We start from the raw sequence: 20066 nt of genomic DNA, 5'->3' as shown, positions 1-20066 counted from the left end.
GCCGCCGGCAGCGAATCCCGAATCCCCACTCCCGAATCCCGGCTAAGACAATGCGCATCTCCACCGGCCTGCGCCGCAAGATCTGGGCGGCCTTCATCCTCCAGATCGCCGCCATCAGCTGCGCCACCGTGCTCGGCGTGTACGGTGCCTCAGCCGTGCTCAAGGACGTGCTCATCCAGCGTGCGCTGACCGATGAGGCCGCGCATTTCCGCGCGCGCCTCGCCCGCGACCCCACTGCAATGCCGCCCGACACTTACAACATGCAGGGGTATCTGCAGCGACACGGTGAGAGCGAGAACGTGCTGCCCGAGAATCTGCGTGGCCTTGTTCCCGGCTACTACAGCCTGCCGGCCGAGCGCGGCGGTTCGCTGGTGCTGGTGCAGGAGGGCGAGGGTGGCACCCTGCTGCTGGTGTTCGATGCAGAGCAGGTCAACGCGCTCGCGTTCTTCTTCGGCGCGGTGCCGCTGGTGCTGGTGCTGGTGGTGATCTACATCATCGCCTGGGCCACCTACCGCATCTCGCGCCGCGCGGTGTCGCCGGTGATCTGGCTGGCGGGCGTGGTCCAGCACTGGGATCCGAAGAAGCCCAACCTGGAGGCGCTTTCGCCCGAGCAGCTGCCGCTGGACGTCGAAGGCGAGGTGCTGGTGCTGGCCCAGGCCCTGCACGAGTTCGCCTCGCGCATCGACGCCTTCGTGCAGCGCGAACGCGATTTCACCCGGGACGCCAGCCACGAGCTGCGCAGCCCGCTCACCGTCATCCGCATCGCCTGCGACATGCTCTGCGCCGAAGACGAGCTGCCGCCCTACGCCAAGCGCCAGATCAAGCGCATCCTCGGCTCCGCGCGCGACATGGAGGGCCTGATCGAATCCTTCCTGATCCTCGCCCGAGAGGGAGATGCCGACCTGCCGGAAGAGGATTTCGTCATCAACGAAGTGGTGGCGGACGAGGTCGAGAAAGTGCGGCCGCTGCTGGGCGAGAAGCCCGTCGACCTGCGGGTCGAGGAGCATGCAGCCTTCTCGCTGCACGGCAGCCCGCGCGTGCTGCGGGTGATCCTGTCGAACCTCATCCGCAACGCCTGCGCCTACACCGAGCAGGGCAGCGTGGTGGTGCACATCCACGCGGACCATGTCTGCGTGCAGGACACCGGCTGCGGGATGACGCCTGAGGAGCTGGAGCGTGCCTTCGATCCCTTCTTCCGCGGCGGCATGCGCAAGGAAGGTGGCCAAGGCGTGGGGCTGACCATCGTGCGTCGCCTGTCGACCCGCTTCGGCTGGCCGGTCACCCTGGAGAGCGAGGCCGGCAAGGGCACCTGCGCGCGCGTGCGCTTCCCGGCGGTGTCGGATGCACGCACGACGGCTGCGCTCGGCCCGGCCTGAGCACACACGCTGGCTGTTCCGCGAACGAGCGACAGGCGGCGCCCGCAGCACCGCGCACGTGGGGCCGTGCCGCTCGTCCCCCCGCTGCCGGCCGCTGGTCCGCCATCGCGCACGGCGTCTTGAGGGGGGCGCGCACGGGCTCTTGAGCTGCGTGCACGCGATGTGGCCGCGTCTTGAGGTGCGCTTCAGGTTCCCTGCAAAGCGGATTGACGTTCAGCTGGGTACAAGTTCGGCGCGCCGCAGTTCCGGCGTGACCTTTTGGAGACCCTCATGAACACAATCAAGAAGACCTGCGCTCCCCTGCTGTCGATTGGCTTCACCAGCCTGCTGATGCTCGCACCCACGCTTGCGCTGGCCGATGCCCGCGTCCTGGTTGGTCATTTCGCGCCCTTCAGCGACAGCCTCGCGGCCACCGCCGTCGACGTGCGCATCAACGGCACCACCGCGCTCACCAATGTGCGCTACGGCGAGTTCACCAACTACATCGCGCTGCCGGCCGGCGCCTACACGCTGGAGGTGCTACCGACCGGCACCACCACGGTGGCGATCCGCGCCAGCGTCACCCTCACCGACAACACCGACTACACCGTGCTTGCGACCGGCGGCGCCAACGGCCAGCCCTTGGCCCTGCAGCCGCTGGTCGACGACAACCGCCCGCCCGCTTCCGGCAACCTCAAGCTGCGCGTCATCCATGCCGCGCCCTTCGGGCCGGATGCGGCCTCCACCGCCGTGTCGATCCGCACGGACCGTGGCGCCGTGGTGGGTGGGCTGAGCGAGGTGCCCTTCTTCGCGGCCAGCGGCTATCTCGAGATTCCCGCCGGCAACTACGACCTCAAGGTGGCCACGCCCGATGGCAGCCGCAACCTGATCGACCTCGCGCCCGTCGATCTGCCTGCAGGCGCGGTGCTGTCGGTGCTGGCCACCGGCGATGGGGTCAACCAGCCGCTCGGGTTCACCGCTCTGCCGCTGGGGGCGCTGCCCACCGAAGCGCCGGTCGATGCCTCGGTCAGCGGCCACTGGTACACGCCGGAGTTCAATGGCCAGGGCTTCGCTTTCACGCCCAAGCCCGATGAGAACCGCCTGCTCGGCAGCTGGTACGCCTTTGATGCCAACGGCAACAAGATCTGGTTCACCCTGGACAGTGCGGCCGCGGGTCTCGGTGCGACCGCGGCGACAGGCGGCGGCTTCAACAATCGCAGCGCCGAGCTGGCCGTGCTGAACACCACCGGTGGACGCTTCCTCGCTTCCGACCCCGTGCAGACCACCCAGGTCGGGCGGGTTCGTGTCGACTTCGAGGATTGCCGCACCGCAGTGGCCGAAATCCGCCTTGATGGCCAGCCGACGCGCAGCATCCCGCTGGTCAACCTGACGCCCTCGGGAGTCTGTTCGTTCTGATCGGAGCCCACACAAGGCCTGCAGGTCTTGTGTGGGCGCCTCGCGCTGCACGCGGTCCCGCGCCCGTGCAGCGCGTGGGCGCCGGGCGTCGACGTGGGCTCCCACCACGCCGCGCGCCGCACGGTCAGCGTGAGCATCGGCGCGATCGGGACGGCGATGGTTTAGCCTGAAGCCCCGGCAGCCTCGCCACGGACGTCCCCATGCTCAGCCTCGCACTTGCTCTGCTCGCCGGTCCCGGCGCTGCCAACGCTGCCGTAAACGAGGCCGGTCCGGTGCTGGTCGTCTGGGAATCGCAGGCGGATCTGCGGCCGGTGGCGGACCTGCAGGGCGACAATCGCGCCATGGAAGCCTGGCGCAGGCTCAGCGCCGCGGCGGCTTCGCAGCGCGAGCGCGCGGCGCGGCTGGCCCAGGCCCAAGGCGGACGCCTGCTGCGCCACTACACGGTGGTCAATGCCAGCCTGATGGAATTGCCGGCGGGCGCAGGCGCTGCCTTGGCCGCGGAGGCGGGCGTCGCCGCGGTCGTGCCGGAGCGCAGTTTCAAGCCGCAGCTTCCCGAGCCCATCAAGGCGATTGAAGCCGGCGCCTCGGTCCTGGCGGCGGAAGCCAGCCTCAGCCTGATCCGCGTGCCCGAGGTCTGGGCCCTGGGCCACGAAGGGCAGGGCATCACCGTGGCCGGCGCCGACACCGGCGTGCGCTGGGACCACGAGGCCCTGATCCAGCAGTACCGCGGCAACAGCGGCGGCACGGTCAGCCATGCCTATCACTGGCACGATGCCGTGCATGCCACCGGCAGCAGCTGCGGTGCCGACAGCCCTGTGCCCTGTGATGACCACTCGCACGGCAGCCACACGGTCGGCACCATGGTGGGCCTCGCCGGCAGCAACCAGATCGGCATCGCCCCACAGGCGAAGTGGATCGCCTGCCGCAACATGAATGCGGGCGACGGCTCGCCGGCGACCTACCTCGAATGCATGGACTGGTTCCTGGCGCCGACCGATGCCGCCGGCCAGAACCCGCAGCCGCTGCTCGCCCCGCACGTCATCAACAACTCTTGGGGCTGCCCGCCGAGCGAAGGCTGCACCACGCAGCAGAGCGCGCTGCTGGAAGCGGCGGTCAACAATCTGCGTGCCGCCGGCATCCTGTTCGTTGCGGCGGCAGGCAATTCCGGATCCGCCTGCGGTTCGATCACCGATCCGCCAGCCTACTTCGCGGGCTCGCTCACCGTCGGCAACAGCCGTCTCGACGGCACCATCAACAGCAGCAGCTCACGCGGCCCGGTCACGATCGACGGCAGCGGACGCATGAAGCCCGACCTGAGCGCCCCGGGCACCACGATCCGTTCGGCCCTGAACAGTGGCGGCTACGGCAGCATGACCGGCACCAGCATGGCGGCACCGCATGTGGCGGGCGTTGCTGCCCTGGTGATGTCGGCCTATCCGCAGTACCGGCGCAACCCCGAGGCGCTGGAGGCGCTTCTGACGCGCGCGGTGGTGCCGATGAGCCTCAGCCAGACCTGTGGCGGAGTGGCACCGACCACGTATCCGAATCCGGTCGCGGGTCATGGACGCATCGACGCGCTGCTGGCGATCCAGCTGGCCGCCGAATCTTCCGGTCCGATGTTCGCGGATGGATTCGAGGCCCAGCCAACCCGCTAGCCCGTCGCTGGCTTGCGATCAGGGCGGCTGATTCTGTTGGCCCCGCTCTGCGCCAGGCGCAAGGTGTCCGTTGATTCGGCAAGGGACGCAGGCAAGCACCGCAGTCTCAGAGTCCCAGCGCGAACAGCAGCAGACACAGGGCGAGGCCCAGGCCCGGTACGAGCACGGTCAGCGCCGCCATCGGGCCGTAGGCGGCGCGATGGGTTTCACCGCAGATCGCGCGGATCGTGGTGACCACATAGCCGTTGTGCGGCAGCGAGTCGAGCACGCCCGAAGAGATGGCGACCGAGCGGTGCAGCTGGTCCGGATTCACGCCTTGGCCGAGGAAGATCGGCGCGAGGATGGGCAGGGCGATGACCTGGCCGCCCGAAGCCGAACCGGTGATCGCAGCGACCAGGCTCACCGCCACGGCGGCGCTGACCAGGCCGCCGCCGGGCAGGTGGGTCACCCAGTCGACCACCAGCATGAAGGCCGGCGCCACCTTGGCGACCGCGCCGAAACCCACCACGGCGGCGGTGTTGCCGATCGCGATCAGCGCGCCCGTGCTGCCTTCGGCAATCGCCTTGCCCGGATCCCGACGCGAGCGGAAGCAGAGTGCATAGACGCCGACGCAGCCGGCCAGCAGGGCAAGGATCAGAGCCGAGGTCTGCAGGCTGTCGTGGAAGACGAAGCTGACCACCAGCACCAGTGCCGGGCCCACCAGCGCCCGCCACACCGGGGGCAGGGTGATGTCCCGCGGCTGCGGATCGTTGTCGCGGGCTTCGAAGTGCTCGCCGCGCCGCTTGGCGCGCTTCAGCATCCACACCAGCCAGGCATAGCCGGTGAGCGCCATGAACACCGCAGTGATCAGGCTGGCCTGCCAGGCGGCCCAGGGCGTGGTGCCGAGGTACTGGATGGGAATCCAGTTCTGGATCTCGGGCGAACCCGCCGAAGTCATGGTGAAGGTCACCGAGCCGAAGGCCAGCGCCGCCGGGATGAAGCGCCGCGGCAGGTCGGCCTCGCGGAACAGGGCGAGCGCGGTCGGGTACACCGAAAACGCCACCACGAACAGGCTGACGCCGCCGTAGGTCAGGATTGCGCAGGCCACCACCACCGCCAGCGCCGCGCGCTGCGCGCCGATGCCGGTGACGATCCAGCGCGCCACGCTGTCGGCCGCACCGGTGTCCTCCATGAGCTTTCCGAAGATCGAGCCCAGCAGGAACATGAAGAACCAGCTGGCGATGAAGCTGGTGAAGCCACCCATGTAGGCGGTCACCACATTGGCCTGACCTTCGCCGGCCAGCGGCGGCAGCAGCGCGATGTCCGACGTGATCGCGACCAGCAGCGCGCAGAGCGGCGTGGCGACGAACAGGTTCATGCCGCGAATGGTCAGCAGCATCAGGAGCAGCAGGGCGGTGATGAGCCCGATCAGGCTGAGCATGGGCAGGGCACGCGAAGGAATGCAGTCGACGGCGGCGAGTATTCGCAGAGCAGGCTGCGCGCCGTCACTGTACGAAGGTACAAGTGCCCGCCTGTCGGCCCGCACCTAGGCTTGCGCAGCATCGGCAGCCTGCGCCCGTCGCCCAGGCGCCGCGAAACCCAGAAAGTCCTGGAGGGGAATCCACATGATGCGCAAGCCGCTCAGCTTCATCATCGGTGCACTGCTGGCCGCACCGTACGCCGTCCACGCGCAGCAGGCGCCCGCGCAGGGCGAGGAGGCGAAGCCGAACACGCTCGACGCCATCACGGTCTCGGCGCGCAAGCGCGAGGAGTCCCTGCAGGAAGTGCCGGTGGCGGTGACGGCATTCACGGCCGACGGCCTCGACAAGCTCAACGTCGAGGACATCAGCGATCTCGACAGCTTCGTGCCCAACCTCACCGTCTATGCGGCGCGCGGCTCCTCCAGCACGCTGACCGCCTACATCCGTGCCGTCGGCCAGAGCGATCCGCTCTGGGGTGTCGATCCCGGAGTGGGTCTCTACCTCGATGACGTCTACATCGCCCGCCCGCAGGGCGCCCTGCTGGATGTGTTCGACGTCGAGCGCATCGAAGTGCTGCGTGGCCCGCAGGGCTCGCTGTACGGCAAGAACACGATTGGCGGCGCGATCAAGTACGTGTCCTCGGCGCTGGAAGAGGACTTCTATGGCCGCGGCTCGGTCACCGTCGGCAATTACAGCCAGCTGGACGCCAAGGCCAGCGTCAACCTGCCGCTCGGGGCGGGCTGGGTCACCCGCGTGGCGGTGGCCTCGCTGTCGCGCGACGGTTTCGGCGAAAACGTGCGCACCGGACAGGACGTTTCGGACAAGGAGATCCTCGCCGCGCGCGCCACCCTGGGCTACCTCGGCTCGCCGGACTTCAGCGCCAAGTTCACCGTCGACTGGATGGATGACCAGAGCGGGGTGCGCGGCGCCAAGATGCTGGGCCCGAACTTTGCGGCGCCGACGCTGCTCCCTCTCAACGATCGCTACGACGTGCGCAACGGCATGCCCAACGTCAACGACACTTCGATGAAGGGCGCCTCGGCCACCTTCAGCTGGAACCTCGGTGATGCCTGGGTGCTGAAGTCGGTCACCGCCTATCGCGAGTCGGACACCGAGACCAATATCGATTTCGACACGCTTCCGAACACCATCGCCGACGTCAAGGCGTTCTACTCGGACGACCAGACCTCGCAGGAATTCCAGCTCAATTACGACGCGGCCGGGGCCGTGCGCGGCGTTGCCGGTCTGTACTGGTTCACCGGCTCGGCCGGTGGCCAGGTGCTGAACAATTTCTTCGGCCTGTCTTTCGGCGACACCCAGGGCGTGGTCGATACCGACAGTGTGGCGGTCTACGGCGAGTTCACCTGGGACTTCGCCGAGCGCTGGGCACTCACCGTGGGTGGCCGCTACACCGACGAGAAGAAGACCGCCGACGTCTACAACATCGGCTATACCGATGCCACCTTCACCCGCCCGAACGGCGTGGTGGCGGCTGACTTCGAGGATTCGGTCAGCTTCCAGAACTTCTCGCCCAAGGTCTCTCTGGATTTCAAGCTGAGCGATGAAGTGCTGCTGTACGCGCTGGCCAGCCGCGGCTTCAAGTCGGGCGGCTTCAACATCCGCGCCCAGGCTACGGCGGTGCCGCGTTCGCGCCTGCCCTTCGACGACGAGACGGTGACCACCTTCGAGATCGGTGCCAAGAACGCCTTCTTCGACAGCCGGCTGTTCGTCAACCTCGCCTACTTCAACAGCGACTACAAGGATATCCAGCTGTCGGTGTTCACCGAGGTGCCGGGCAGCAACCCGCCGATCTTCTTCGGCGACTTCACCAACGCCGGCGAGGGCACCGTCAAGGGCGTGGAGCTCGAATACCAGGCGCTGCTGACGCAGAACTTCAGCCTGCAGGGCAACTTCGCGTGGCTCGATGCGAAGTACGACGAGTTCATCACCAACAACGTCAACGTTGCCGGCAACCAGCGCTTCACCAACGCACCCGAGCGTTCGATGGCGATCAGCGCCCTGCACTCGCTGCCACTGGCCAGCGGCGGCAACCTGTCGACCCGCTTGAGCTACAGCTACCAGAGCGAGGTCTACCCGACCACCGACCTGTCCGAAGCCATCAAGCAGCCCGGCTACGGGCTGGTGTCCGCGGGCCTGATCTGGCAGACCGCCGGCGCCTGGCGCTTCGCTCTGGAAGGCGCCAACCTGGCCGACAAGGAATACCGCACCACCGGCTACAACATCGGCGCGCTCGGCATCCTGACCGGCTTCTACGGCGCGCCGCGCACCTACAGCCTGACGGCCACGTACGATTTCTGATGCGCCGGTAATTTTCCAAGCGGCTCCCCCCGCACCGGCCGGTGCCTCCCGCGAGGCCCGGCCGCTTTTTTTGAGGTGCCTTCCGATGAACCCCGTTGCCGCCGCGATCGCCCGTCTTTCCCTCTCGGCCTGCCTGCTTGCGATGCTGGCCGCCTGCAGCAGCCAAGCGGAGACGCCGCCCTTGCCTGCGCTGCGCATCGACGCCGAGCGCGTTGCCGTGGCGGGGCTGTCCTCCGGTGCCTACATGGCGGCGCAGGTGCACCTTGCGTATGCCGAGCGCATCCACGGCGCAGCGCTGATCGCTGGCGGCCCCTACGGCTGCGCGCAGGGCGACCTCAACGCCGCGCTCGGGCCCTGCATGCAGGCGCAGCCGGCGGCGCCCGACAGCGTTGCACTCGCCGAACGCGTGCGCGAGCGTGCGGCGGCCGGTGCGCTGGCGCCGCTGCAGGGGCTGGACGGCGATCGCGTGCTGGTGCTGCACGGACGCGAGGACCGCAAGGTGGCTCCTGCGGTGGGCGCCGCGGCCGTCGAGCTCTATCGCGCGCTGCAGCAGGACGTGCCGACACTGGTCGTGGAGGCGCGACTGGACGGCGCCTTCGGTCACCTGCTGCCGCTGGCGGGCGAGGGCGATGAATGCCTCGACCCGCCCGCGCCCTACATCGGCCGCTGCGGGCTCGATGCGCCGGGCCTCGCGTTCGAGCAACTCTTCGGCGCGCCGCCGCGCCCGGCGAAAGAACCGGCGGGCCAGCTGCGCAGCTTCAGCCAGAGCGCGCTGAATGGCGACGGCCCCGACCCGATCCTCGCCGACAGCGGCTACCTCTACGTGCCGCCGCAGTGCGAGAGCGAAAGCTGCGGCCTGCTGCTGGCCTTCCACGGCTGCCAGCAGAACGCCGACAAAGTTGGCGAGGCCTTCGTGCGCGAGGGCGGCTTCAACCGCTGGGCCGATGCCTACGGGGTGGTCGTACTCTATCCGCAGACCCGCGCGAGCTTCGCGCCTCTGAATCCGAACGCATGCTGGGACTGGTGGGGCTACACCGGCGAGCACTACGACACCCGCGAGGGCGCTCAGCTGCGCTGGATGGCGCGTGCGCTCGAGGCGCTCGGAGTCTGAGCCGGGCTGAGCGCGCATGAGCGAGGCCCTGCTGCTCGGCGCCGGCCTGCTCTGGCTGGGCCTGCTGTTCGGTGCGGCCGTGCTGGGCGAGCGCCGGCCTGCGCTTCTCGAGCGCCAGTGGTCGTGGATCTACAGCCTTTCTCTGGCGGTCTACTGCACCAGCTGGACCTTCTACGGCACCGTCACCCAGGCTGCGCGCTCCGGCTGGTGGCTGCCGCCGACCTTCATCGGCACGATGCTGCTCTACGCGCTGGGCATCGGTCTGCTGATGAAGCTGGTCAAGCTTGCCCAGGCGCATCGCGCGACTTCGCTGGCCGACTTCATCGCGACACGGCTCGGCAAGAGCTCCGCCCTCGCGGCGGTCGTCACCCTGATCGCCGTGCTCGGCGTGTTGCCCTACATCGCCCTGCAGTTGAAGGCGGTGGCGATGAGCTTCAGCCTGCTCACCCGCGGCAGCGCGCTGGATACGCCGGCCTGGCAGGACAGCGCACTCTACGTGGCCCTGGCGATGGGCCTGTTCGCCATCCTGTTCGGCGCGCGCAGCGCCAGCGCCGCCGAGCACAACCGCGGCCTGGTGCTGGCCATGGCGGTCGAATCGCTGCTCAAGCTGGCGGCCATGCTGCTGCTGGGGGGCTACGTCGCGGCGAACTTCGACGTCAGCACGCCGCCGACGCCTGTGGCCGACGGCGCCAGCGGCTTCCCCGCGCTGATCGCGCTGGGCGTGCTCGCCATGTTCACCCTGCCGCACCAGTTCCACGTCGGCGTGGTCGAGTGCCGCGAGCAACAGCACCTGCGCACCGCACGCTGGCTGTTCCCGCTGTACATGCTGCTGATCGCCCTGCCGGTGCTGCCGATCGCCGCCGCCGGCTCGGCCGTGCTGGCACCGCTGGGCGTGCCTTCGGACCTCTACGTGCTGGCACTGCCTTTGTCCGGCGGCGACAGCGGCATGGCCCTGCTGGCGTTCCTGGGTGGACTGTCGGCGGCGACCGGCATGGTGATCCTGTCGACCCTGGCGCTCAGCCTGATGATCGGCAACCACTGGCTGGCGCCGCTGCTGCTGCGCGGCAGCTGGAGCCAGCGTGCCGGCGGCAACCTGCGCGGCAGCGTGCTGCTGCAGCGGCGCCTGATCATCCTGGCCGTGGTGCTGCTGGCCTGGCTGTACAGCCGCGCCATCGCCGGCTCCGAAGCGCTGGCCGACATCGGCGCGCTGAGCTTTTCGGCGGTTGCCACGCTCGCGCCGGCGCTGGGCTTTGCGCTGTGGCGACCGCAGACGCCGCCGCGCGCCGTGCTCGCCGGTCTGCTGGCCGGCTTTGCGCTGTGGTGCTGGCTGCTGTTGCTGCCCAGCCTGCTGGAGGGCTTCGGCGGCCCGGTCGACTGGCTGCGCTCGGGGCCCTTCGCGCCCGACACCTTTCTTGGTCTTGAGGGCTGGAGCCGTACCACGCGCGCCCTGGTGCTGAGCCTGCTGCTGGCCAGCGCGGTGACCTGGGCCCTGGCTCTGCGCGCGCGCGGCGAAGCCGAGCGGCGGCCCTTGGCCGCGCTCGACCGCCGCACCCTCGGTGAAGTCGCCGGCCGCTTCATTGCAACGCCCCGCTTGGCCACGCTGCTGCCGGCGGGCGAGGACGACAGCCTGGTCGATGGCGCGGCCGAGGCGCGCATCGAAGCGGAGCTCGCCACGGTGCTGGGCGCGGCCTCGGCCCGCCTGCTGCTGGATGCGGCAAGGCGCGCGCATGGGCGCGACCTCGACACCGTCGCCGCCATCGTCGGCGAGGCCAGCGACGCGCTGCGCTTCAACCAGCGCCTGCTGGAAGCGGCGCTGGAGAACATGGCCCAGGGCATCAGCGTGGTCGATGCGGATCTGCGCCTCGTCGCCTGGAACGGGGTCTACCAGCGCCTGTTCGGTTTCTCGGATCACCTGCTGCGGGTCGGGGTGCCGGTGGCCGAGCTGGTGCGGCACAACCTGCAGCGCGGCCTGGCTGGAGGCGTCGAGATCGAGCGCGAGGTGGACAAGCGCATCGCCCACATGCGCGCCGGTACCGCCTACGTCACCGAGCGGCGCTTTCCTGACGAGCGCATCGTCGAGATCCGCGGCAACCCGATGCCCGGCGGCGGCTTCGTGGCAACGTTCACCGACGTCACCGAATTCCGGCGGGCCGAGGCCGCGCTGAAGCAGGTCAATGAAACCCTTGAGCAGCGCGTCGCCGAGCGCACCGCCGAATACCGCGCCGCGCGCGCCGAGGCCGAGCGCGCCAACCAGGCCAAGAGCCGATTCCTGGCTGCGATCAGCCACGACCTCGCGCAGCCGCTGAACGCCGCGCACCTGTTCACCCATGCCCTGCAGCAGCGCAGCAGCGAGCCGGCGGTGCGCGATTCGCTGGGCCAGATCGATGCGGCGCTCAGCTCGGCCGAGACCCTGCTGTCCGGCCTGCTCGATGTCTCGCGCCTCGATGCCGGCGGGCTGGTGCCGAAGATCGAGGATTTCGCGCTCGATCCGCTGCTGCAGGGGCTGGCGTCCGAGTTCAGCCTGATGGCACAGGACAAGGGCCTGCGCCTGCGTGCCACGCGCACGCATGTGTGGGTGCGCACCGACCCCCACCTGCTGCGTCGCGTGCTGCAGAACTTCCTGTCCAACGCCGTCCGCTACGCACAGTCGGGTCGCGTGGTGCTGGGCGTGCGCCGGCGCGGGGGGCGCATCGCGATCGGTGTCTACGACCAGGGCCCGGGCATCGCGCCCGAGCATCAGCGCTTGATCTTCGAGGAGTTCCGCCGGCTGGACCGCGGCGGTCAGGGCCTCGGGCTGGGGCTGTCGATCGCCGAGAGAATCGCGCGCCTGCTGGCGCTGCCGCTCACGCTCAGCTCGCAGCCGCAGCGCGGCACCTGCTTCGCCGTTGAAGTGCCGCGCGCGCAGCCGCAGGCACCCGCAGGAGACCGCCCGGCGCGCGCGGCGAAGCCGAGCCTGCGCGCGCGCGTGCTGGTGGTCGACAACGACCCGGGCGTGCTCGCCGGCATGCAGGCCCTGCTGAGCGGCTGGGGCTGCGAGGTGCTGGCGCTGACCGAGCCCTCGAGTATCCGCGCGGCGCTCGCGTCGACGCCGCCGGATCTGCTGCTGTTCGACTACCACCTCGACGGCGACCTGACCGGCATCGAGCTGCGTCGCCGGTTGGGCGAGCCGGCAACGCGGATTCCCTGCGCCATCATCACCGCCGACCACAGCGAGGCGGTGCGCGCGGACGTCGCCGACGCAGGCTGCTGGCTGCTGCACAAGCCGCTCAAGCCGCTGGCCCTGCGCAGCCTGATGACGCGGCTCTTGGGCGGCTGAGCGGCCCTACTCCGGGCGCTTCAGCACCTGGCCGTCGCGCAGCACCCAGTCGACCTGCTTCAGCACGGTGACATCGGCCAGCGGATCGCCCTGGACCGCGATCAGATCCGCCGCATGCCCCGGCGTGAGTGCGCCCACCGTGCCCTTCAAGCCGAGCAGATCGGCCGCGTGCGTGGTCGCGGCTTCGATCGCCTGCATCGGACTCATGCCGAACTTCACCAGCAGCTCGAACTCGTCGGCGTTGCGGCCGTGCAGGCTGACCCCGGCGTCGGTACCGAAGGCGATTTTCACGCCCGCCGGTACCGCGCGCTCCAGCGCCTTGCCGGTGATGCCGATGCGCCAGTCGATCTTGCTGCGCACCTCGCCGGTGTAGGCCTCGGGGTTGCTGGCCAGCCGCTCCAGGTAGCCGTTGACCGTCGACAGGGTCGGCACGTAGTAGGCGCCGCTGTCGCGGAACAGCTTCAGGCTGTCGTCGTCGAGCAGGGTGCCGTGCTCGATCGAATCCACGCCCAGACGCAAAGCGAGGTTGATGCCATCCGCACCGTGCGCGTGCACAGCGACCTTCTTGTCGTACATGCGCGCGGTCTCGACCACGGCGCGGGCTTCGTCCTCGAACATCTGCACGCCCAGGCCCGCACCGATGCGGCTGTTGACGCCGCCCGTGATCGTCATCTTGATCACGTCAGCACCTTCCGAGATCTGCGTGCGCACCGCACGCCGGCAGGCGTCGACGCCGTCGCAGACGTTGCCGTTGCGATTCACCGCGGCGCGCAGGTCACTGCGGAAGCCCAGCGTGGGATCGGCATGGCCCGAGGTTGCCGAGATGCTGCTGTTGGCGGTGAGGATGCGCGGGCCCTCGACCTTGCCAGCCTTGACCGCATCGCGCAGGGCGCGGATCACGCCGTCGGAATCCCCGAGGTTGCGCACCGTGGTGAAACCCGCCATCAGCGTCTTGCGCGCATTCATCTGCGCCTCGTAGGCGACATCGACCGGGTTCATCTGCACGCCGGCCAGCTGACCGGCGACGCCGCCCTTGTCGGACGACAGATGCACATGGCTGTCGATCAGCCCGGGCAGCACGAAGTGGGCGCGCAGGTCGAGCACCTCGGCCGACGCCAGTCCGAAGGCTGCGGCATCCAGATGCCCCTCACGCACCTCGACCACGCGACCGTCGCGCACATGCAGGGTGCTGGCCGCACGCGGCGCCGTGCCCGGCGCGTCCAGCAAGCGCCCGGCCTGTACCAGCAGATCAGCGGCCGAGGCGGGCAGGGCGAGGCAGAGCGAAAGTGCGGCGGCGAGCGGGGTGCGGATGTGCATGATCAACTCCTGGAATGCGGGTCGGCCGGCAGGCCCTCATAGGGCGAGTGTAGGCGGCAGACGGCGGTGGGCGATGTCCGTAAAGTCCTGATGCGCGGGTGGCCGGTCACGCATGACCAACCGCGACGTCACGCTTGGCTCCTTCCCTTGGGAACCGAACATGAAGATTTCGATGCGTTTGATCCCGTATCTCTTGGCCTGTGCTTTAGGCTTGCCCGCGTGGGTGCTGTCCCCGGCAGTCGCGACCCCAGCTGCCGATCCCGATGGCATGGCGGCTTCGGACGAGCCGGCGCGCGATGAGGCAAGCCGCAAAGCCGAGCACGCCTACTGGCAGGAAGTCGCCGAGCGCCTTTTGATGGGCCAACGGACAGAGGGGGCCTGCCCGCCGGCACGAGAGGTTGCGAGCTGCCTGCTGGCCGCCCGCATGCTTTCGATCGGCGACATCCGTCGCGACCCGGCGTCGGGATTCGATCCACCCCAGCCTGAACGTGATCGGGTGCGGGCTCTGCTGAGTTCGGTGGCTTCGCGGTCGCATGAGGATCCAAGGCTGCTGTGGGCCATGACCTGGGATCTGTTCCAGCGCGAAGCCCCCGAACTGCGAGATCGCGCGATCGCCGAGTTGCGACGCACAGAGCCCGACAACCTGCAGGTCTGGCTGCTGTCCTCTGGCGACGAGTCCTGGACTCCGGAGCGGATAAAGGCCGCGGCAAACAGCACCCGCCTCGACGCCCACATGTATGAGGGTCTGCGCGCTGATCTTGAACGACTGGCTGATGTGGCAGCCGATGTGCGGCCGTCCTCTGGTCTGGACTTCGACCCAAGCCCCGTCGAGTCCACGCAGGTGTTTCTAACTGGCCTGCTGTTCGCCGAGGCGCTGCCACGCCTGCAGGCGTTGATCGAGTTCTGCGGCGCGCTCGACTCCGGCATCGAGGCTGTGGCGCTTGCGGACTGCTGGCGCGTCGCTGAGCTGCTTACGGGGGACGCGGAATCCGCGATCGATCTGGCCCTGGGTTCCTCTCTGATGCGGCGCATCGCGCGCAATGAGGTCGAGCGTGAGCGTGCCGATCGGGCCAGACTGCAATACGAGTACCTGCAGCAAGGAGCGGCCGAGGTCTTCCTGAAGCCGGGGTACCAGCGTCTCGTCATGCAGCGGATGCGTGAAGCGGGTGCCACCGAGATTTCCGCCTTGCGTCTGTCGCTGATGGAAGCCGGGCTCGCGCCTGAACCTCCCAGCGAACGATGAGCCGCAGCGTGTCGGCTGTGGGGGGCGCTTTGGGTGACGCTGGGCCCGGCGCGTCGATGTCCGTGCCGCGGGGAATGCATTTCGCCCAGCGACAGAATGCGTTGGGCGAGGCTGTCGGCGCCGGGCTTGCTACGCTCGCGCCGATTCCCGATTCCCGATTCCCGATTCCCGATTCCCGATTCCCGATTCCCGAGGCTTCACATGAAACGCGCCCAATACGAAACCCGCGGCCCGGTGCCGCAGGATGTGATCCACGCCGTCGACTTCGAGCTGCCCGCACCTGCGCCCGGCGAACTGCGCGTGCGCGTGGTGGCGGCGGCCATCAACCCCAGCGATGTGCTGACGCTCACCGGCGACTACGGCCAGCTGCCGCCGCTGCCGGCGATTGGCGGCAATGAGGGCGTCGGCCGCGTCGAGCAGCTGGGTGAGGGCGTGCAGGGCTTCAGTGCGGGCCAGCTGGTGCTGCTGCCGGTGGGCTGCGGTACCTGGAGCACGCATGTGCAGGCGCCGGCCGCGCAGTTCGTGCCGCTGCCGGAAGGCGCCGATGCGCGTCAGCTGGCGATGCTGGCGATCAATCCGCCGACCGCGCTGCTGATGCTGCGCCAGTTCGTCGACCTGCAGCCCGGTGAGTGGGTGATCCAGAATGCCGCCAACTCGGCGGTCGGTGGCTATTTGATCGAGCTGGCCAAGCTGCGTGGCCTCAAGACCGTCAACGTCGTCCGCCGTGGTTCGGCGATCGAACAGATGCAGGACGCGCCCGGCGATGTGCTGCTGGTCGATGGCGATGACCTCGCCCAGCGCGTGGCCGAGGCCACCGGCAAGGCGAAGATCCGGCTCGGCATCGATGCGGTTGGCGGCGTGGCCACTGAGCGTCTGGCCCGCTGCGTGGCCAGCGGCGGTACCGTGGTCAACTACGGAATGATGAGCGGCGAGCCCTGCCAGATCTCGGCCGGCTCGCTGGTGTTCCGCGACGTGCGCCTGGTCGGTTTCTGGCTGGCGCGCTGGTTCCGCCATGCCACTCGCGCCGAGCAGGCCGAGGTCTATGGCGAGCTGACCCGGCTGATCGCCCAGGGCCAGCTGCAGGCGCGCATCGCCGCGACCTTCCCGGTGGCGGCGATCAAGGAAGCCGTCGCCGAGGCCGCCCGCGGCGGTCGCAGCGGCAAGGTGCTGGTGGTGCCGGGGGCGGAGGAGTAGCTCGGAAGCCGGGATTCGGGATTCGGGATTCGGGATTCGGGATTCGACAGAGCGGCGTTTCCAGGCGCCCCGCCTGGCGGCTGATCTGTTCCTTGGCTGAGCGAGGGGCGCGGAGCTGCAATTAGCGGCCCGCGTTATGGCTTGCCCGTTCCTGCGTCCTCATCGCACTGAGCGGGCTTAGGCTGAGCGTCTCCGCTCCAGCGGCTGTCATCCGCACTTAACCCGCGCGTCACCGCAGCGACATGGCCGCCGCACAGGCTGGCGGCATGTCGAACGCGCGCCGCTTCTCGCTGGTCACCGAGACCTATCCGCCCGAGGTCAACGGCGTCGCCCTGACCGTCGCCGGGCTGGAGGGCGGGCTGCGTGCGCTGGGTCATGCGGTCGAGGTGGTCCGGCCGCGCCAGAGCGAAAGCGAGGCGCGTGGCGACGAACTGCTGATGCCCGGGGCGGAGCTGCCGCGCTACCCCGGCCTGCGTTTCGGTTTGCCCGCCGGGCGTCGCCTGCTTTCGCGCTGGCAGGCGCAGCGACCCGACGCGATCTATGTGGCGACCGAGGGCCCGCTCGGCTGGTCGGCGGTGCGGGCCGCGAACCGACTCGGGATTCCGGTGGCCACCGGTTTTCATACGCGTTTTGACGATTACGCCAGCCGCTACGGTGTCGGCTTCCTCCGCCCCTGGGTTTTTGCCTGGATGCGACGCTTCCACAACAGCGCGCGAGCCACCCTGGTACCCACGCTCGAGCTGCAGGCGTTTCTGCGGGCGAACGGTTTCCTGCATCCCCGTCTGCTGCGACGCGCCGTCGACACCCAGCTGTTCCAGCCGCAGCGGCGCTCCGAGTCCGTGCGCGCGGCGCTGGGCCTCGTGCCAGAGCAGCTGCTGCTGATCCACGTTGGACGCATCGCGCCGGAAAAGAACCTGGGCCTCGCCGTACGCGCCTTCCGCGCCCTGCAGCGGCAGCGCCCGGACGCGCGCTTCGTGTTCGTGGGCGATGGCCCGGCGCGCGCCGAGCTGGCGGCGGCCAACCCCGACTTCCTCTTCACCGGCGTGCTGCGCGGCGAGGTGCTGGCCGCGCACTTCGCCAGCGCTGATCTTTTCGTGTTCCCGAGCCTGTCCGAGACCTTCGGCAACGTCACTCTCGAAGCGATGGCCAGCGGCGTCGCCACGGTCGCCTTCGACTACGGCGCGGCGCGTGAGCACCTGCGTGACGGTCGGCATGGTGCTGCCGTGCCCAGCGCGGACGAGGAGGCTTATGTCGCCGCGGTGCTCGCACTCGGCGTGGACGACGCCGGCCGTCGGCAGTGCGGCGCGCACGCGCGCCAGGCTGTCGCAGAACTGAGCCCGGCCGCCGTCGCCGCGCATTTCGCTGCCCTGCTGACTGATCTGGCCGAAAGGAGCGCTGCATGAATTCGCGTTTCGTCCGCGGCGAAGCCGCGTTCTGTCTTGCCGCCAACCGTTGGGGGCACCGCGCTTGGGTGCGTGCCTACTTCTCGGCCGTCAGCCGCCTGGGCGATGGTGTGTTCTGGTACGTGCTGATGGCCGCCATCGTCCTCTGGGATGGCTACGAGGGGCTCGCCGCCTCCGCCCACATCGCGGCCACCGGCGCCGCCGCCCTGCTGCTGTATCGGGCGCTGAAGCGCTGGACGAAGCGGCCGCGGCCGTTCGCCTCCGACCGCCGTATCCGTCCGCTGGTGCGCCCGCTGGACGAATTCAGTTTTCCCTCCGGCCACACCCTGCACGCGGTGGCCTTCAGTCTGGTCGCGCTGGCGCATTACCCGGCGCTGGTCGGTCTGCTGGTGCCGTTCGCCGCCAGCGTGGGCGTCTCGCGCGTGGTGCTGGGGCTGCACTATCCGAGCGATGTCCTGGCCGCGACCGCGATCGCCTGCGGCATCGGCGGCGCGTCACTGTGGCTGGGCGGGATGGGGTGGCCGTTTGCTTGAGAGCCGGGATTGGGGATTCGGGATTCGCAAGAGCGCGCAAGTCGCGCTGCGCGCTTCAAGACTTGACCGGGCGGGTGTCGCGACTTCAGTCCTATGCCCGCCAAGGCGCCACGACCTTCGGTCGAATCCCGAATCCCGAATCCCGAATCCCGAATCCCGAATCCCGAATCCCGAATCCCGAATCCCGAATCCCGAATCCCGAATCCCGAATCCCGAATCCCGAATCCCGAATCCCGAATCCCGAATCCCGAATCCCGAATCCCGAATCCCGGCTCTCAATCACCCCACCTCGCAGCGGTCCCGCCCGTTGCGCTTGGCCTGGTAGAGCGCCTGGTCGGCGCGTTCGAAGACGCTGTCGGCATCGTCCTCCGGGCGCAGCGCGGTCAGGCCGACCGAAGTCGTGACCTTGACGGGCTTGCCGCCGAAGTGGAAGCCAATCGCGCTGATCTTGCGCCGCAGTTCTTCGCACAGTCGCTGGGCCTGGGCGAGTTCGGCGCCGGGCAGCAGGCTGACGAACTCTTCGCCGCCGACGCGGGCGACGAAATCGGTGCTGCGCAGGTGCTTGCGCAGCACCTGCGCCACCGCAAACAGCACCTTGTCGCCGGCCTTGTGGCCGTAGGTGTCGTTGATCGCCTTGAAGGCGTCGATGTCCCAGACCGCCAGCGCCAGAGGCCGCTCGAAGCGGCGGAAGCGACTGATCTCGTCGACCACGGCCTGCTGGTAGGCCAGCCGGTTGGGGATGCGGGTCAAGGGGTCGGTGGCGGCCATCTGCTGCTCGGCCTGCAGCGATTGCCGCAGCTGCGAAGTTTCGCGCTCCAGCTCGTCGATGCGCTGGCGCATCGCGTCGCCGCGCTCTTCCAGCTTGGCGATGCGCTGCTCCTCGCGGCTGCGGTAGTCCTGCACGTGGGTGTCGATCGCGGTCAGGCGCGTGCTGACCTGAGCCTTGAGCTGCTCCAGTTCGGTGGCCTGGCGGGTCTGTCGGCCCAGCGAGTCGACCTCGCTGCTGATGCGGGTGCTGAGCTCGCTGCGGCTTTCGCGCTCATCGACCCGGGCGTCGCGGTCCTGCAGCAGATAGGTGGCGAACTCGTCGAGCCGGCTGTCGACCTGGGCCAACAGGCTCTCCATGCCCAGACGCTCGCGAGCGAGCTGCTGCTGCTGACGATTGATGAGATCGGCCAGGGCATCGGCGACGCCGCCCAGGGCGTCCTTGTCGGTGAGGCCGAGAAGGCGCTCACCGAGGGCCTCGACTTGGCCCGCCAGCGGCGGCTCCAGGCGCAGCTGGCCGAGCATGCGTTTCAGCAGGTCCGCACCGTGATCGCCCGGTGCTGGCGGCGGTGCTGCCGGCGCTGAGCTGGCCAGCGACTTCAGTTCAGGGGGCGGGTTGAAGGCCGGCGCGGCGGGGGCCTCATCAAGCGCAACGATGGCTTCCGACAGGGCGTCGATGCGCCGATCCAGCACGTCGATGTCGACTTTCTGGCGGATCGCCTGGGTCAGCTCGGTCAATTCCTCATCGAGGCGGTTGTCCAGTCCGCGACAGGCGATGCTCAGCCGACCGACGGCGCGGCGCAGGGTCGTGTCCATGCGGTTCCAGCGCGCTTCCTCGCGCTCGAAGCGGTCGATCGCGTCGAGGTACTTGTCCTTCCAGTGTTCTTGGCTGTCGGGCATGGCGGGGCCGGGCGGCGAGGGCGCGGGCCAGCGTAGCAAGCCACGTGCCGCGGCGTGGCTTGACCGCGCTCAAGTCGGT

At 69.2% G+C, this 20066-nt stretch carries 13 protein-coding genes; 10 read left to right on the top strand and 3 right to left on the bottom strand.

Annotation, left to right across the window (positions count from 1 at the left end; genetic code table 11):
* Positions 1-50: 50 nt before the first annotated feature.
* The 3 genes from BLP83_RS12185 (at position 51) to BLP83_RS12175 (ending at position 4426) form a co-directional block, all read left to right on the top strand.
* Positions 51-1376 carry a sensor histidine kinase gene (locus BLP83_RS12185; RefSeq protein ID WP_091243131.1) on the top strand — a complete coding sequence of 442 codons (1326 nt, stop codon included), beginning with the start codon at positions 51-53 and terminating at the stop codon, positions 1374-1376.
* Between the two features lie 270 nt (positions 1377-1646).
* Positions 1647-2771: a DUF4397 domain-containing protein gene (locus tag BLP83_RS12180; protein ID WP_091243128.1), complete on the top strand. Its 1125-nt coding sequence runs from the start codon at positions 1647-1649 to the stop codon at positions 2769-2771.
* 200 nt (positions 2772-2971) lie between these two features.
* Positions 2972-4426, top strand: a complete 1455-nt coding sequence (locus BLP83_RS12175; protein WP_091243125.1) for a S8 family serine peptidase — start codon at positions 2972-2974, stop codon at positions 4424-4426.
* A 106-nt stretch (positions 4427-4532) separates the two neighbouring features.
* Here the strand turns inward: BLP83_RS12175 and BLP83_RS12170 are convergent, their stop codons facing one another.
* Positions 4533-5846 carry a GntP family permease gene (locus tag BLP83_RS12170; protein ID WP_091243123.1) on the bottom strand — a complete coding sequence of 438 codons (1314 nt, stop codon included), beginning with the start codon at positions 5844-5846 and terminating at the stop codon, positions 4533-4535.
* A 184-nt stretch (positions 5847-6030) separates the two neighbouring features.
* Here BLP83_RS12170 and BLP83_RS12165 point away from each other — a divergent pair, with 184 nt between their 5' ends.
* The 3 genes from BLP83_RS12165 to BLP83_RS12155 all read left to right on the top strand — a co-directional run bounded on the left by BLP83_RS12165 (position 6031) and on the right by BLP83_RS12155 (position 12632).
* Complete coding sequence (locus BLP83_RS12165; RefSeq protein ID WP_091243121.1) at positions 6031-8205, top strand: TonB-dependent receptor; 2175 nt, start codon at positions 6031-6033, stop codon at positions 8203-8205.
* An 85-nt stretch (positions 8206-8290) separates the two neighbouring features.
* Positions 8291-9316: an extracellular catalytic domain type 2 short-chain-length polyhydroxyalkanoate depolymerase gene (locus tag BLP83_RS12160; RefSeq protein ID WP_245680033.1), complete on the top strand. Its 1026-nt coding sequence runs from the start codon at positions 8291-8293 to the stop codon at positions 9314-9316.
* Positions 9317-9332: 16 nt separating this feature from the next.
* Complete coding sequence (locus BLP83_RS12155) at positions 9333-12632, top strand: hybrid sensor histidine kinase/response regulator (protein ID WP_091243118.1); 3300 nt, start codon at positions 9333-9335, stop codon at positions 12630-12632.
* 6 nt (positions 12633-12638) lie between these two features.
* Here the strand turns inward: BLP83_RS12155 and BLP83_RS12150 are convergent, their stop codons facing one another.
* Positions 12639-13949 (bottom strand): metal-dependent hydrolase family protein, encoded by a 1311-nt coding sequence (locus BLP83_RS12150; RefSeq protein ID WP_091243312.1) that lies wholly within the window; start codon positions 13947-13949, stop codon positions 12639-12641.
* A 112-nt stretch (positions 13950-14061) separates the two neighbouring features.
* On the opposite strand from BLP83_RS12150, the gene BLP83_RS12145 reads away from it, so the two are divergent.
* The 4 genes from BLP83_RS12145 (at position 14062) to BLP83_RS12130 (ending at position 18322) form a co-directional block, all read left to right on the top strand.
* Entirely contained in the window at positions 14062-15192 is a 1131-nt protein-coding gene (locus BLP83_RS12145; protein WP_218121247.1) for a hypothetical protein, read from the top strand.
* Positions 15193-15393: 201 nt separating this feature from the next.
* Positions 15394-16386: a zinc-dependent alcohol dehydrogenase family protein gene (locus BLP83_RS12140; RefSeq protein ID WP_091243114.1), complete on the top strand. Its 993-nt coding sequence runs from the start codon at positions 15394-15396 to the stop codon at positions 16384-16386.
* Between the two features lie 266 nt (positions 16387-16652).
* Complete coding sequence (locus tag BLP83_RS12135) at positions 16653-17789, top strand: glycosyltransferase family 4 protein (RefSeq protein ID WP_091243309.1); 1137 nt, start codon at positions 16653-16655, stop codon at positions 17787-17789.
* Positions 17786-18322, top strand: a complete 537-nt coding sequence (locus BLP83_RS12130; protein ID WP_091243112.1) for a phosphatase PAP2 family protein — start codon at positions 17786-17788, stop codon at positions 18320-18322. Before BLP83_RS12135 ends, BLP83_RS12130 begins: the two co-directional genes overlap by 4 nt.
* Before the next feature lie 279 nt (positions 18323-18601).
* Here BLP83_RS12130 and BLP83_RS12120 read toward each other — a convergent pair whose 3' ends face one another.
* Positions 18602-19987: a GGDEF domain-containing protein gene (locus tag BLP83_RS12120; protein WP_091243110.1), complete on the bottom strand. Its 1386-nt coding sequence runs from the start codon at positions 19985-19987 to the stop codon at positions 18602-18604.
* Positions 19988-20066 lie beyond the last annotated feature (79 nt).

The sequence above is a fragment of the Aquimonas voraii genome, assembly GCF_900101825.1.
GTDB classification, from domain to species: Bacteria; Pseudomonadota; Gammaproteobacteria; order Xanthomonadales; family Xanthomonadaceae; genus Aquimonas; species Aquimonas voraii.
Note: the sequence above shows the minus strand (reverse complement) of the source record. Positions and strands in the feature narration are given on the sequence as shown.